This is a genomic window from Nonomuraea sp. NPDC049419 (genome assembly GCF_040676995.1).
GTDB lineage: Bacteria > Actinomycetota > Actinomycetes > Streptosporangiales > Streptosporangiaceae > Nonomuraea > Nonomuraea salmonea.
Genome location: NZ_JBFAQB010000003.1, coordinates 51,611 through 65,128, shown reverse-complemented (window position 1 = coordinate 65,128; position 13,518 = coordinate 51,611). Strand labels below are relative to the sequence as shown.

The following is a 13,518-nucleotide window of genomic DNA, read 5'->3' as shown; positions in this document are numbered from 1 at the left end:
ACCCCCCACATCCATCACGACACGCAGAACCCCGCTCAGCACCCCCCAGCAGCCCGCCCGGTCACCTCCCTGATCCCCGCATCGCCACGGCCCGGCCAACACCGCCGAGCCCGACGCACCCGGCACTCCCTGCCCAGCCCTCAGCCCCGACCTCCTGCTCCAACCCGCAGCCCTGACCTCCTGCTCCAACCCGCAGCCTTGACCTTCTGCTCCAACCGTCAGCCCTGGCTTCCTGCTCCAACCGTCAGCCGGAAACCCTTACCTCCCGTTCCAGCCCTTAGCCGACGCGGAGGCCGCGCTCACCGTCCGGTGCGGCTCGCCACGATCACCTGCACCGTGTGCTCCAGGGCGTAAGCCGGATCCGCTCCCCCACCCTTGACCTGCTCGTCGGCATGAGCCACCGCCTGGATGGCCCGCGACAGCCCTTCAGGCCCCCACCCGTTGAGCTGCCGCTTCACCCGGTCGACCTTCCACGGCGGCATGCCCACATGACTGGCCAACTGCCCGCCGCGCAGGTTGCGAGGCGCGCTGCCGACCTTGGCCAGCGACCGCAACCCACCGGCCAGCGCACTGACCAGCAGCACGGGAGCGACACCGGTGCCGAGCGCCCACCTCAGTTGCTCCAGCGCCTCCGCCAGCCGCCCCTCCACGGCCGAGTCGGCGACGTTGAACCCGGTCACCTCCGCCCGCCCCCTGTGATAGCGAGCCACCGACGCCGCACTGATCGTCTTGTCCTCGGTGTCGAACATCAGCTGCGAACAGGCCGCCGCCAGCTCCCGCAGATCGTTCCCCACCGCATCCAGCAGAGCCTGAGCCGCATCGCCCGAGATGTTCCGCCCGGCCCGCTTGAACTCCCCCTTGATGAACTCCATCCGCTCACCGGCCTTGGTGACCTTGCTGACCGTGACCACCTTGGCCCCGGCCTTCTTCACCCCATCGACCAGCGCCTTGCCCTTCACCCCACCCGGGTGGGCGAGCACCATCACGGTGTCCTCGGACGGCTGCTTCGCGTACGCCACGATCTCGGCGATGACGTCCTTGCCGAGATCCTGCGCCCCCCGGATCACCACGACGGACCGATCCCCGAACAACGAAGGGGACGTCAGCTGCGTCAACTCACCCGTCGTGACCTTGCTCCCGACGAGGTCATGCACGTCGACCCCGGGATCGACACTCCTGGCCGCCGCGACGACCCCACTGACCGCCCGCTCGGCCAGCAACTCCTCATCGCCGACGACCAAGGTCACAGGTGCTGGATCGGTTCCCGCCATGTCAGGCAGCATGCCACGCCCCACCGACAACTAGGTACTCGCAACCCACCGCCGAATCCTCACACCAAGGATCGCGAAAGAAGCTCAACTTCGGTGTTCGTCACATGCGAGCGCTCCCGTCCGAACAAGCAGCGGCAGCACCTGATCACGAACAGCCGGAGCAGGACGGGACCGACTACGTGGGGGACGGGACCGACTACCTGCGGGACGGGACCGACTACCTGCGGGACGGGACCGGAACAGCTCGGGAAGCTAGGGGCCACGGGGAACCACTGCCAGGCCGCCACCTTCTCGCTCCACCACCGCGAGGTCCCCCGACTGGTCCGTACGGTGGATCGTGAGGCCGAGCCGTCGCAGGAGACCCAGCGTGGACGTCGCCGGGTGACCGTAGTCGTTGCCGGCTCCGACGCTGATCAACGCGGCCCGCGCTCCCAGCGATGCCAGGAACTCAGGTGACTGCCTGTTGGACCCGTGGTGCGGCGTCTTGAGGATGTCGGCCCGTACGATCAACCGCCGCGCCAGCTCGTCCTGAGCCTCGGTCTCCAGATCACCGCCGAGCAGCATCGATCCGGACCGCCACTGTACGTGCATCACCACGCTCGAGTTGTTGATCGCGCTGCCCTCACCCTGCCCGTGCAGCTCACCCGCGACCGGGGCGGGCGCGAGGACGGTCAGCTCCGACGGCCCGAACCGCCATCGGGTGCCCGGCGGCACCGTCCACTCGGGTATGCCGCGTTGCCGCAGCATACCGGTGATGCGTCCCCCGGACCGCGCACCCGTACGCTGCGGGCTGACGACGACGGCCCCGACGCGACGGTTCCTGAGGACGCCCGGCAGCCCGTCCACGTGGTCGGCGTGGGGATGCGTGAGAACGAGCAACGGCACGTCCGAGACCCCGAGTCTCCGCAGGCACCGGTCCATGACCACCGGATCCGGCCCCGTGTCCACGACCACGCCCCGGCCCGGACCGGCCGAGATGACCAGGCCGTCGCCCTGCCCCACGTCGCACATGACCATCACCCACCCCTTGGGCGGCCACGACCCGGCGATGGGCCGGAGCACCAGCACCGCCACCAGCGCCGCCCCGGCCGCCGTCAACGCCACAGCACGCCAGGCCCGGCGTCTCATCACCGGAACCACCACGGCCACCGCAAGCACCAGTGACCCGAGCCCGGCGAGCCCCGCCGGCCACGGCACGGTCGCGAACGGCACGGTCACCGCCCACCGGGACACCGTGATGATCCATCCGACCGCATACCCGGCGGGAATCACCAGCATCCGCGCCCCATCAAGCCAGACCGGCGCGATCAACGCGGCACCGAACCCGAGCAGCGTCGCGGGCGCCACCGCCGGCGCGACGAGCAGGTTGGCGACCACCGCGACGGGCGTCAGCTGCCCGGCCATCAACACCAGGACAGGCGTCACCGCAAGCTGCGCCGCCGCAGGAACCGCCACCGCCTCCGCCGCCCACCGCGGCAACCGCACCACCCGCCTACGTCCGCTCTCCGGCGACGCGTCAGGATCCGGTTGAGAGGCCGGGCGTGCCTCCCCCACCGCAGAGGAACCCCTCCCGGAAGAAGCTGAGCCGACAACAGAGGCCCCCTCCCCGCTCTCCGGAACAAGGGCAAGACCGGCGACGGCACCCCTTCCAGGCATTACGTCAGGGGCTGCGTCGGTAGGTGAGGGGTTTTCCTCTGCGCTGTTCTTGCCCATCAGCTTGTCTCGCCAGCGGGGGGCGATGAGGAGGATGCCGGCGGTGGCCGTTACTGAGAGGGCGAAGCCGTACGAGCGGGCGAGTTCGGGCACGAACAGCATCAGGAAGAGGACCGTCGCCGACAGGGCCGCGACGCCGTCCTTCGAGCGGCCTGTACCCATCGCGATCGCGGCTGCCAGGCCCATGAGGAGGGCTCGCAAGACGCTCGGCGAAGGCCGTGCGACCACGGTGAACGCCAGCATCGCGACGGCGGCGAAGCCCGCTCGCAGAGGGAGGGAGAGGCCGACGAGCCGGGAGAGCGCGAGTGCCGCGCCCGCCACTATGGCGAGGTTGGCCCCCGACACTGCATTCAGGTGGCTGAGGCCGGCTTCCCTGAAGTCGGCTGTCACCTGCGGGTCCATGCGGGAGACGTCGCCCACGACCAGGCCGGGCAGGAGACCCCGCTGGTCGGGAGGAAGTACGTCGGCCGCTGATCTCAGGCCCGACCTGATGGCGCCCGCCGCCGTCTGCAGGGTTGACGGGGGTGTCAGGAGGCGGGGTGCCTCGCGGACGAGCAGGATCGCCGCCACGGACGTGCCCGGTGTCGGCTTGGCCAGGCGGCCGGTGACCTCGACCTCCTGGGTGGGCAGCAAGGTACGCCATGCCGAGCCCGTCGCGAAGACCGTGATGGGGACGTCCACTGCTTGCCGCGTCGTGGAGGTCTGGAGGATCTTGAGGGTCGCCGGGATCACGTAGCTCTCTTGCTGAAAGCGGGCGGTTCCGTTCGGCCTGCGTCTCGGGTCGTCGGTGAGGCCGATCTGGGCGGTGATGAAGGCGTTCTGTTCGGCCAGTCCGGCGGTCGGCCCGGCCGTGAGGGCGTGGACGCGGAGAGCAACGGACGCGGCCGTCGCCGCCGTGCCGATGAGGGTGGCGAGGATGATGTTCCGCCACCCCGGGCTGATCCGGCGGGCAGGCTCCGGACGGGCGCGGCCTTTCGAGGGCTGTCGGGTGCGCCACGCCATTACGGCGGCGACGGTCGCGACACCGGCGGCCGTGATCAGGCCGACGAGCGCGGTGCAACCGAGCAAGGCCAGTGCGGTGGCCCAGGCGGCCAGGGCCGGAAGAGCCAGCGGCCATGCGGGCTCAGGCTTGGCAACGGAAGGCTCTTTCGGAACAGCAGGGCTCCGCTTCTGGCGGCCAGGACCGGGAGCGGAGCCGCGGGCGGCGAGAGGAGCACGCCTGAGGCCACGAGCCGCCGTGGATCCGCCGCCAGACCCAGTGCCTAGGCCAGGACGGGGATCAGGACGGGGGCCGCTGCCCGGACCTGGATCGAGGCCAGGGCCAGGGCCCTGGCCAAAACCAGGGGCAGGGGCAGGGGCAGGGGTAGCGCCGGTTACCCAGGCGTGGCCAGTGGGTGAGCTGGTGGCTGCGGCTGGGCCAGGTGCGGTGGCGGGGGTGGGGTCGGGGGCGGGCATGTCAGACGCGGACCTTGGGTTTGATTTCCTCGAACTTTCTCGGGCCGATGCCTGAGACGTCCCGGAGTTGGTCGATCGTGGTGAAGCCGCCACGGCTGGTACGGAACTCCACGATGCGGGCGGCGAGGACCTCTCCTACGCCTGGGAGTTGTTCCAGCTGGTCGGGGGTGGCGGAGTTGAGGTCCAGGATGGCGGTGGCGGGGTCGGTCATCGGGGAACTCGGTGCTGCGTGGCCTGGTGGGGTGCCCACGACTATCTGTTCGCCGTCGATCAGGCGTCTGGCGAGGTTGAGTTGTCCTGTGGAAGCGCCCTTGGACACGCCGCCGGCCGCCGACACGGCGTCCGTCACGCGTGAGCCTGCGGGGAGCAGGTAGACGCCCGGCTTGCGGATCTTGCCGGCGACGTGGACGGTCACCTTGGCGGCGGTGGTCGAAGGGGTGATCGATGACAGCGGGGTGATGGGGGCGGGCGGAGGCAGGGGTTGGGGCGTCGGTTGCGAGCGCCAGACGAGGAAGGCCGCCACCGCCGTGGCGAGCACCCCGATGGCGAGCAGGACGCGTAGACCCGGCTTCCCGGGGTCGAGAGTGGGGCTCTGTGCGGCCAGGAGCTTGCGCAGGGACTGGAGGGAGGCTGTTGCGGGGTTCGGGGTGCGGACGGCTTTCGGGGCAGGGTGACCGGGCTCTGAGGGCCGGGGCGGTTGCGGGTCGGGATCAAGCGGTGTCGTGACGTCCGCTGAACGGCTGAGGTATGCGGGCCCGGCGGGTCCCAGAGGATGGTCCAAGTGCTCCGGTATCGGCAGGCCCGCTGGGGGCGTGAGGTGGGCAGGCACGGCGAGGCTCGGTGAAGCGTCGAAGTGCTCGGGCATCGGCGGGCCCGCTGAAGGTGTGAGGTGCGTGGGCATCGGGAGGAGCGATGCCCCAAGGTCGGCTGGCGGGTCGAGGTGCGGTGGCGTTGCGAAGTCCGCCTCTGGGTTCGGAAGTGGGGCCTGGTGGACATTCGGTGGCGAGGCAGGGTGGGGTGGCGCTGCGAGGTCGTGAGGCGTGCCAGGGTGTGGCGGCGGCGGAAGGGCCGATGAGGAACGGCCTCCCCGACCTCCGGGAGCGCGCTGCGGGACGTAGGGCGGCGGTGGTTCGAAGGGGAGGCCGGGAAGCCGGGCGGGTGAGGCGCTCTGGGGTTCGTGGGCAGGTGGGGTGAGGGTGGTGGTTTTCGGCGGCCTGAGGGCGGTGGTGGATCCTGGGGTGTCTTGGTAGGGCGGTTTGTAGGCGGGACCGATGCCGGTGGCCCAGGTCGGCCTGGTGAGGCGGCGGCGGGCGCGGCGGGCAGGCGCGGTGATCGACCGTAGCCGGGACTCGGCTATGGCGCGTTCTGCCGTCGGATCGGGGGTTCGCACGGCAGTGAAGGTACGGCGAGGCGGTGGGCGGGGAAGGGCCGAGCGGCGTTCTGGGGATACTGGCCGGAACTTGTGCCGAGGGTGTGGACAAGCAGCGGCTCTGGTCGCTCATGTCTCCTTCGCGGAGGACATACCTGTCCCTACGTGTCGCAGGGCGTGACGGTTACGCCGAGCATCCCCGGGCCGACGTGTACGCCGATCACCGCGCCCACCTCCACCACCCGCAACTCCCCCAGCCCGGGCACTCGCTTCGAGAGGCGTTCCGCGAGGCGCTCGGCTCGTTCCCGGGCTCCCAGGTGCTGCACCGCCACGTCCACGGGATCGGTTCCCGCCGCCTCCACGGCCAGGTCCTCCAGGCGGGCGATGGCGCGGGAGGCCGTACGGACCTTCTCCAGGAGGGAGATGCGGCCCTCCGTGATGTGCAGCAACGGTTTGATCATGAGCGCGGAGCCGACGAGGGAGGCGGCCGTGCCGATGCGGCCGCTGCGGCGGAGGTATTCGAGGTTGTCCACGTAGAAGAACGAGCGGGTGCCACAGATGCAGCGGTTGGCGGCCGAGACCACCTCTTCCATGGGTGCGCCGTTCGTGGCGGCTCGGGCGGCGGCCAGTACGGGGTAGCCCAGGCCCATGGCGATCGAGCGGCTGTCGATCACGGCCACTGGTACGGCCGCTTCCCTGGCGGCGGCGCGGGCGGACTCGATCGTGCCCGACATCTCGCCGGAAAGGTGAATAGAGACGATCGCCGATGCTCCGCCCGCGGCGAGGTCGGAGTAGCAGGAGGCGAAGCTGGCCGGCGAGGGGCGAGAGGTCGTGGCCGAGGTGAGGTCGCCGGTGAAGGAGCCCTCGTCGAAGGCGCCTGAGGAGTCAGGCTGGGCGGCCGGTGCCCCAGAAGGGGGCATGGGCGGACCGTCGGGAGCGGCGGCCGATGCGCCGGAAGCGCCCCTGGGGTTCACCTGTACGGGAACCACGGACACCCCGGGGACGGAACCCAGATAAGCGGTCGAATCGGTGACAACAGCGACCAAGGGCGGCATACACCGAGATTAACTACTGAACGGGCGTTCCACCCCGCCACACCCGGCGTGGCTTGAGGCCGAAGGACCAGGCGAAGGCGCCCTCGTGGTCGGCGTCCCACTGGACGATGTCGGCCAGCCGGCCGGGAGCCAGCACGCCGCGGTCAGGAGCGCCCAGGACCGTGGCGCCGCCGAGGGTGGCCGCGCGCAGGGCGTCGTTGACGCTCATCCCGAACGCCGACACCGCCATCGCGATCACCAGCGACATCGAGGTGATGCCGCAGTAGCCGGGGTTGTGGTCGCTGCCCAGGGCGATCTGCACGCCGTTCTTGATCATCTGGCGGACCGGCGGCAGGTGGCCGCGCTGCAGCGCCGTGGCCGGGCAGACGACGGCGGGGACGCCGTAGCGCGACATGATCGCGATGTCCTCGTCGGACATGTGGTGCAGGCCGTCGGCGGAGGCGCAGCCGAGCTCGGCGGCGAGCTGGACGGCGCCGCGGCGGCTGTAGATGCCGGCGTGGATGCGGGGCAGCAGTCCGACGTTACGGCCGGAGGCGAGCACCCAGCGGGACTCCTCGGTCGTGAAGTAGCCCTCGTCGCAGTAGACGTCGACGCTGTCGGCACCGGCCGCCGCCGCGTCGGCGCACCACGCGCCCACGGCCTCGACGTATTCGCGCTGCCTGCCGAAGTATTCGGGCGGCACCACGTGCGCCGCCAGGAACGTGACGTGCACCCGCGGCATCATCGGCTCCTTCTCCAGCTCGCGCAGGAGCCGCACGTCGGCCAGCTCGCCGTCGCGGGTGAGGTGGTAGCCGGTCTTGGCCTCGACCGTGGTGGTGCCGCTGAGCAGCCAGTCGCGCAGGCGCTCGCGTACGCCGTTGCACAAGGTCCACGGGTCGGTGCCGCGGGTCACGGTGACGGTGGAGCCCACGCCGCCGCCGGCCGCGGTGATCGAGGCGGACGTGGAGCCGCCTGTACGGATCGCCAGCTCGGCGTAGCGGTTGCCGGCGTAGACGGGGTGCGTGTGGGCGTCGATGAGCCCGGGCGTGACGAGAGCGCCGCCCAGGTTTTCGACGTGATCGACGTCGACGATGTCATCGACGACGCCCGGCACGCTCTGCGGCAGGTCCGGGGCACGGCCGACCCACGCGATGCGGTCGTTGTGCACCAGGATGGCGGCGTTGCTGAGAACCTCGTTGCCGGTCCAGAGACGGCCGATGTTGGTCAGCAGTCGAACGGTCACCGCATCACCACCCCGCACGACCCCTCGTACGGGTGCAGAGCACAGCGCACGGCCGGCGCCGCGCCCACTGAGTCCGCTCCGGGTCCGGACGACATGGGGGGTCTCCTGCTCTCATCCGCATCGAGTAGTGCGGTGACCGTATCGCCGGACGCATGATCCAGCGATTTCAGTTCAGTTACGTTATTTCACATGTCGGGCCGCTGTACAGGGTTATTCGGAAGAAAGACCATTCATCCCAACCGTCACGCAGCCCTGCCTCGTCCCCATGGCCCCCGCTGACGACGTGAACACTCGCAGTCATCATCCGAAACCTAGAACCCGAACCCAAAAACCAGACCAACGTTAGGTCTGGCTAATCCTAGCAACCTCAGGGGGGTGGGGACCACTGCCGCTTTTGGGGAGGTCTGCACGCTTTGTGGAGAGTGTCGCCCAACCATGGGGATGGGTACGGCCTCGCGCGTTTTAGCAGCGTATGCATATCGCAGGACCGGTCTATCACGGGACCGTTATACGGCATGTGCACGCAGCGCCACCACCCCGCCGCCACACCCACCGGACCGACCCCACACGAAGGCCCGGCCCGCGCACGGGGAGGGAGGAGTCTCGGGCCCCCGAAGGCCACCGGCGACAGGGCTCCGAGGCCCCGAGACGCCCCGCAGGAGCCGGAGCCCGCCATCGGGCCCCAGGGCCACGACAGAGCGCCGCAAGGGGTCTCAAGGCACGCGGGGAGCCAGAGAGGAGGTACCTCGCCTGCGAGGCGGGGCCTCCCCGATCAAGACGTAGCCGCAAGGGCCGGCCATGAGGCCGACAAACGGGGCCGCAAGAGCGCGAGGCCCCAGGGCCGCAAGCGAAGGCGGGGCGCAAGGGCGCAAGGGGGCGGGACTGCAAGGGAGTGGGGCCGCGAGGGCGCAGGGCCGCAAGAAGGCAGGACCGCAAGGGAAGGGGACCGCACGGGGTGGTGGGGTTACGGGGTGGGGCGGAGTTGGCGATGACCGTACGGGACTCCCCGTCGGTCGGGCTCAGTTCGCCGACCGGCGTGCCCAGGTTGCAGTCGCCGCGACAGCCGGTCTCCTCGACCGAGGAACGCGCGGTGGCGGCCCTCCTGGACGGCCCTGGAGGGTCGGGCAGGACGTTCGCGTTCGCGTTCACCTCGGGCACCGGCGTGGTGATCCGCCGCACCGAGGCCGTGGCCAGGGACCTGGGCCGCGACACGCGCAGCCTGACCCCGGACGAGCACCCGCAGCGGACGCCGAGCGCTGATGGCCCACTGACCGACCCGGAGTGCCGCAGACAGGAGTGCGTGAGCGCCTCTCACAGGGAGAAGCGCCCATCCAGGAAAAGAGCGTGAGCGCCTCTCACGCGGAAAGGCGCTCACAAACGTCCGCTCACATGGAGGCGCGCGGAGGTCCTCTCACGTGGAGAGGCGCTCACGAAGCCCCTCCCACGTGAAGAGACGCTCACGAAGGCGTCAGATGGCGTGCTCCACCGGCTTGCCCACGCGCTCCAGCTCCTGCGACAAGCTGGGCAGGACCCGGGCGTGCAGGATGGTGCCGTCCTCGACGTGGTCCACCGAGAGGACCTCGCCCTCCTTGTGGGCCCGCGAGATCAGGTCACCCCTGTCGTAGGGCACCAGCAGGTGGACCTCGTGGTCGAGGCGCGGCAGCCGCTCCTCGATGAGCTCCATCAGCTCGGGAATGCCGGCCCCGGTGCGGGCCGAGACGACGATGCTGTCGCGCTCGCGGCGGGCGATGCGGTCGAGCACCTCCGGGTCGGCCGCGTCGGCCTTGTTGATCACCACGATCTCGGGCACGTCGGGGGCGCCCTCGATGTCGGCGAACACCTCGCGGACGGCCGCGAGCTGCCCCTCGGGGTCGGGGTGCGAGCCGTCGACCACGTGGAGGATCAGGTCGGCGTCGGCGACCTCCTCCAGGGTGGAGCGGAACGCCTCGACGAGCTGGTGGGGCAGGTGGCGCACGAAGCCGACGGTGTCGGCGATCGTGAACAGCCGACCTTCGGACGTGCGGGCCCTGCGCACGGTCGGGTCGAGGGTGGCGAACAGCGCGTCCTCGACCAGCACACCCGCGCCGGTGACGCGGTTGAGCAGCGAGGACTTGCCGGCGTTGGTGTAGCCGGCGATGGCCACGGCGGGCACCTCGCGACGCTGGCGCCGGTGGCGCATGGTGTCGCGCGAGGTGGACATGCCGCTGATCTGGCGGCGGAGCTTGGACATGCGCTCGCGGATGCGGCGCCGGTCGAGCTCGATCTTCGTCTCACCGGGGCCGCGGCCGCCGATGCCGACGCCGCCGGCGGCGCGGCCGCCGACCTGGCGCGACAGGTTGCCGCCCCAGCCGCGCAGGCGGGGCAGCAGGTAGGACAGCTGGGCCAGCTCGACCTGGGCCTTGCCCTCGCGGCTCTTGGCGTGCTGGGCGAAGATGTCGAGGATGAGCGCCGTGCGGTCGATGACCTTGACCTTGACCGTCTCCTCCAGCTGGCGGAGCTGACCGGGGGTCAGCTCGCCGTCGCAGATCACGGTGTCGGCGCCGGTCGATTCGACGACGTCGCGCAGCTCCAGGGCCTTGCCGGAGCCGATGTAGGTGGCCGGGTCCGGCTTCTGACGCCGCTGGATGAGCCCGTCGAGCACCTGTGACCCGGCGGTCTCGGCCAGGAGCTTGAGCTCCAGGAGAGAGTTCTCGGCGTCTTCCGCCGTGCCGTTGGTCCAGACGCCGACGAGGACGACCCGCTCGAGCCGCAGCTGCCGGTATTCGACTTCGGTGACGTCTTGAAGTTCGGTGGACAGGCCCGCCACGCGGCGCAGAGCCTGACGGTCCTCAAGGTCCAGGTCGCCGGTCTCGATCGGGTCGAGCGCGGGAAATTCGTGCATACGTGTCATCTCTATGAGGGAACGTCTGGACACCTCGATGTCTTCCCACGATGGTGGCACGACACCCACGGCGCGAGCACCTGGTTATCAGGCTGACGCCACAGACTGTCAAGAGGGCGAGACGGTGATGTCGCCGGAGCCCGCGGTGACGGAGAGCTTGTTCGGGGCGCCCTTGTCCTGCTTGACGTCGAGGGCGAGGTCGCCGGAGCCGACTTCGCTGTCCACCGCGTACGCCTGGTCGGGGACGTGCAGCCGGATGTCGCCCGAGCCGGTCTTGAGCCTGACGTCCTCGGGTGCGGCGGCGTACTTGAGCTCGATGTTGCCGGAGCCCAGCTCGGCGATGAGCTTCTTGCCGGTCAGCCCGGCCGCGTCCACGTCACCTGAGCCGGCGTTCAGGTCGATCTCGCCGGTGCTGTCCCTGAGGGTGAGGTTGCCGGAGCCCGCCTCCAGATTGAGCCGCAGGCCCTTGGGCACCTCGATCTTGTAGTCGACGCTGCAGCTCCCCCACTCCGACGGGCAGTCATAGGTGACGAACAACTCCTGGCCGTCCACCTTGTGCTCCGGCTTCGGCTTGTCGTCGCCACGCCAGTGAAGGGTCTCGACGACGCGGATGCCGCTGCCGCCGGTCTCGGTGACGACGGCGTCGCCCGACCTGGAGACCAGCCTCAGCGTGGCGACCTTGTCGGTCACCTCGTACGACACCGTGTCCTCATTGTTGGGACCGGCGAGGCTCCCCAGCCCGCAACCGGCCAGCAGCAAGGTCGAGGCCAGCAGCCCGCCAGCGATCGCAATCGTCTTCATGGAGAGGATCCTCCCCTCGCGGGCAGGGGTTCAGCATCGGGGATGACCCCTGGTTGATCCCGGGGACACCCCGACCTTTGACCCGCTGCGCACGTGAGAGTAGTTTCACTTCCACAATCCAGAATTCACTTTCCACCATATGGAAAAGGAAGAGGCCCATGGAGATCACCGGCCCGATGCTCGACCGGTTCGACGAGATCCTCACGCCGGAGGCGCTCGCGTTCGTGGCGACTCTCCAGCGGGAGTTCGGCGCGCGGCGGCTGGAGCTGCTGGAGGCCCGCCAGGCCAGGCAGGCGGAGCTGTCGGCGGGCGGCACGCTCGACTTCCTGCTGGAGACCAAGGAGATCAGGGAGGGCGAGTGGCGGGTCGCGCCGCCGGCGCCCGGCCTGGAGGACCGCCGCGTCGAGATCACCGGGCCGGTCGACAAGAAGATGACCATCAACGCGCTCAACTCGGGCGCGAAGGTGTGGCTGGCCGACTTCGAGGACGCCAACTCCCCGCTGTGGGAGAACTGCGTGGCCGGTCACCTCAACCTGCGTGACGCGCTCGACCGCACGATCGACTTCGAGACCGGCGGCAAGACGTACGCGCTCAAGCCCGACGACGAGCTGGCCACGGTGGTCGTGCGCCCGCGCGGCTGGCACCTCGACGAGAAGCACGCCCTGGTCGACGGGAAGCCGGTGTCGGGGTCGCTGTTCGACTTCGGGCTCTACTTCTTCCACTGCGCGCAGCGGCAGATCGACAAGGGCAAGGGCCCCTACTTCTACCTGCCGAAGATCGAGTCGCACCTGGAGGCGCGGCTCTGGAACGACGTGTTCGTCAGGGCGCAGGAGCTGCTCGGCATCCCGCGGGGCACGATCAGGGCGACGGTGCTCATCGAGACGTACCCGGCGGCGTTCGAGATGGAGGAGATCCTCTACGAGCTGCGCGAGCACTCGGCGGGGCTCAACGCGGGGCGCTGGGACTACCTGTTCAGCGTGATCAAGAAGTTCCGCACGCGGGGGCGGGAGTTCCTGCTGCCCGAGCGCAACGCGGTGACGATGACGGCGCCGTTCATGCGCGCGTACACCGAGCTGCTGGTGCGCACCTGCCACAAGCGGGGCGCGCACGCGATCGGCGGGATGGCGGCGTTCATCCCCTCGCGGCGTGACCCCGAGGTCAACGCGGTGGCGCTGGAGAAGGTGCGGGCCGACAAGACGCGCGAGTCCAACGACGGCTTCGACGGCTCGTGGGTGGCCCACCCCGACCTGGTGCCGATCTGCCGCGAGGTGTTCGACGGGGTGCTCGGCTCGCGGCCCAACCAGCTCGACCGGCTGCGCGAGGACGTCAGCGTCTCGGCGGCCGAGCTGCTCGCGGTGTCGGACACGCCGGGCGAGATCACCGAGGCGGGCCTGCGCAACAACGTGGACGTCGGCCTGCGCTACCTCGCCGCCTGGATGGGCGGGCAGGGCGCGGCGGCCATCCACAACCTCATGGAGGACGCCGCCACCGCCGAGATCTCGCGCTCGCAGATCTGGCAGTGGATCCACAACGACATCACGCTGGCCGACTCGGGCGAGCAGGTGACGAAGGAGCTCGTGGAGCGGATCATCGGGGAGGAGCTGGCCAGGATCTCCGGGGAGCCGGGCTACGACGAAGGGCTGTTCCGGCAGGCGACGGAGCTGTTCAAGCAGGTGGCGCTGGACGACGACTTCGCGGAGTTCCTGACCCTTCCGGCCTATGCTCAAATGCCATAAAGAAGCGTATAAAGG

At 70.0% G+C, this 13,518-nt stretch carries 9 protein-coding genes; 2 read left to right on the top strand and 7 right to left on the bottom strand.

The features are described 5' to 3' along the window. Positions 1–299: 299 nt before the first annotated feature. The 5 genes from holA to hutI form a co-directional block, all read right to left on the bottom strand. A complete protein-coding gene (holA, locus tag AB0K12_RS10385) occupies positions 300–1,271 on the bottom strand; it encodes a DNA polymerase III subunit delta (RefSeq protein ID WP_364557966.1) in 972 nt (323 codons plus the stop codon). 252 nt (positions 1,272–1,523) lie between these two features. Further along, positions 1,524–4,052, bottom strand: a complete 2,529-nt coding sequence (locus AB0K12_RS10380) for a ComEC/Rec2 family competence protein (RefSeq protein WP_364557962.1) — start codon at positions 4,050–4,052, stop codon at positions 1,524–1,526. 388 nt (positions 4,053–4,440) lie between these two features. Then, a complete protein-coding gene (locus AB0K12_RS10375; protein WP_364557960.1) occupies positions 4,441–5,220 on the bottom strand; it encodes a ComEA family DNA-binding protein in 780 nt (259 codons plus the stop codon). A 749-nt stretch (positions 5,221–5,969) separates the two neighbouring features. Next, positions 5,970–6,728 (bottom strand): DegV family protein, encoded by a 759-nt coding sequence (locus AB0K12_RS10370; protein WP_364557957.1) that lies wholly within the window; start codon positions 6,726–6,728, stop codon positions 5,970–5,972. A gap of 148 nt (positions 6,729–6,876) precedes the next feature. After that, a complete protein-coding gene (gene hutI / locus AB0K12_RS10365; RefSeq protein WP_345399018.1) occupies positions 6,877–8,085 on the bottom strand; it encodes an imidazolonepropionase in 1,209 nt (402 codons plus the stop codon). 988 nt (positions 8,086–9,073) lie between these two features. On the opposite strand from hutI, the gene AB0K12_RS10360 reads away from it, so the two are divergent. Next, entirely contained in the window at positions 9,074–9,433 is a 360-nt protein-coding gene (locus AB0K12_RS10360) for a hypothetical protein (RefSeq protein WP_364557953.1), read from the top strand. 120 nt (positions 9,434–9,553) lie between these two features. Here the strand turns inward: AB0K12_RS10360 and hflX are convergent, their stop codons facing one another. Together hflX and AB0K12_RS10350 are read right to left on the bottom strand one after the other, a co-directional pair. After that, the gene (gene hflX / locus AB0K12_RS10355; protein ID WP_364557950.1) at positions 9,554–10,966 is read right to left on the bottom strand and encodes a GTPase HflX; all 1,413 of its coding nucleotides are present in this window, start codon (positions 10,964–10,966) and stop codon (positions 9,554–9,556) included. 108 nt (positions 10,967–11,074) lie between these two features. Continuing rightward, positions 11,075–11,767 carry a DUF4097 family beta strand repeat-containing protein gene (locus AB0K12_RS10350; RefSeq protein ID WP_364557947.1) on the bottom strand — a complete coding sequence of 231 codons (693 nt, stop codon included), beginning with the start codon at positions 11,765–11,767 and terminating at the stop codon, positions 11,075–11,077. 158 nt (positions 11,768–11,925) lie between these two features. Here AB0K12_RS10350 and aceB point away from each other — a divergent pair, with 158 nt between their 5' ends. Continuing rightward, the gene (gene aceB / locus AB0K12_RS10345) at positions 11,926–13,503 is read left to right on the top strand and encodes a malate synthase A (protein ID WP_364557944.1); all 1,578 of its coding nucleotides are present in this window, start codon (positions 11,926–11,928) and stop codon (positions 13,501–13,503) included. Positions 13,504–13,518: the final 15 nt, after the last annotated feature.

Coding starts and splice junctions, on each gene's coding strand:
- AB0K12_RS10360 (WP_364557953.1), top strand. CDS start 9,074: ATGACCGTACGGGACTCCCCGTCGGTCGGGCTCAGTTCGCCGACCGGC.
- hflX (WP_364557950.1), bottom strand. CDS start 10,966: ATGCACGAATTTCCCGCGCTCGACCCGATCGAGACCGGCGACCTGGAC.
- aceB (WP_364557944.1), top strand. CDS start 11,926: ATGGAGATCACCGGCCCGATGCTCGACCGGTTCGACGAGATCCTCACG.
- AB0K12_RS10350 (WP_364557947.1), bottom strand. CDS start 11,767: ATGAAGACGATTGCGATCGCTGGCGGGCTGCTGGCCTCGACCTTGCTG.
- holA (WP_364557966.1), bottom strand. CDS start 1,271: ATGGCGGGAACCGATCCAGCACCTGTGACCTTGGTCGTCGGCGATGAG.
- AB0K12_RS10370 (WP_364557957.1), bottom strand. CDS start 6,728: ATGCCCCCTTCTGGGGCACCGGCCGCCCAGCCTGACTCCTCAGGCGCC.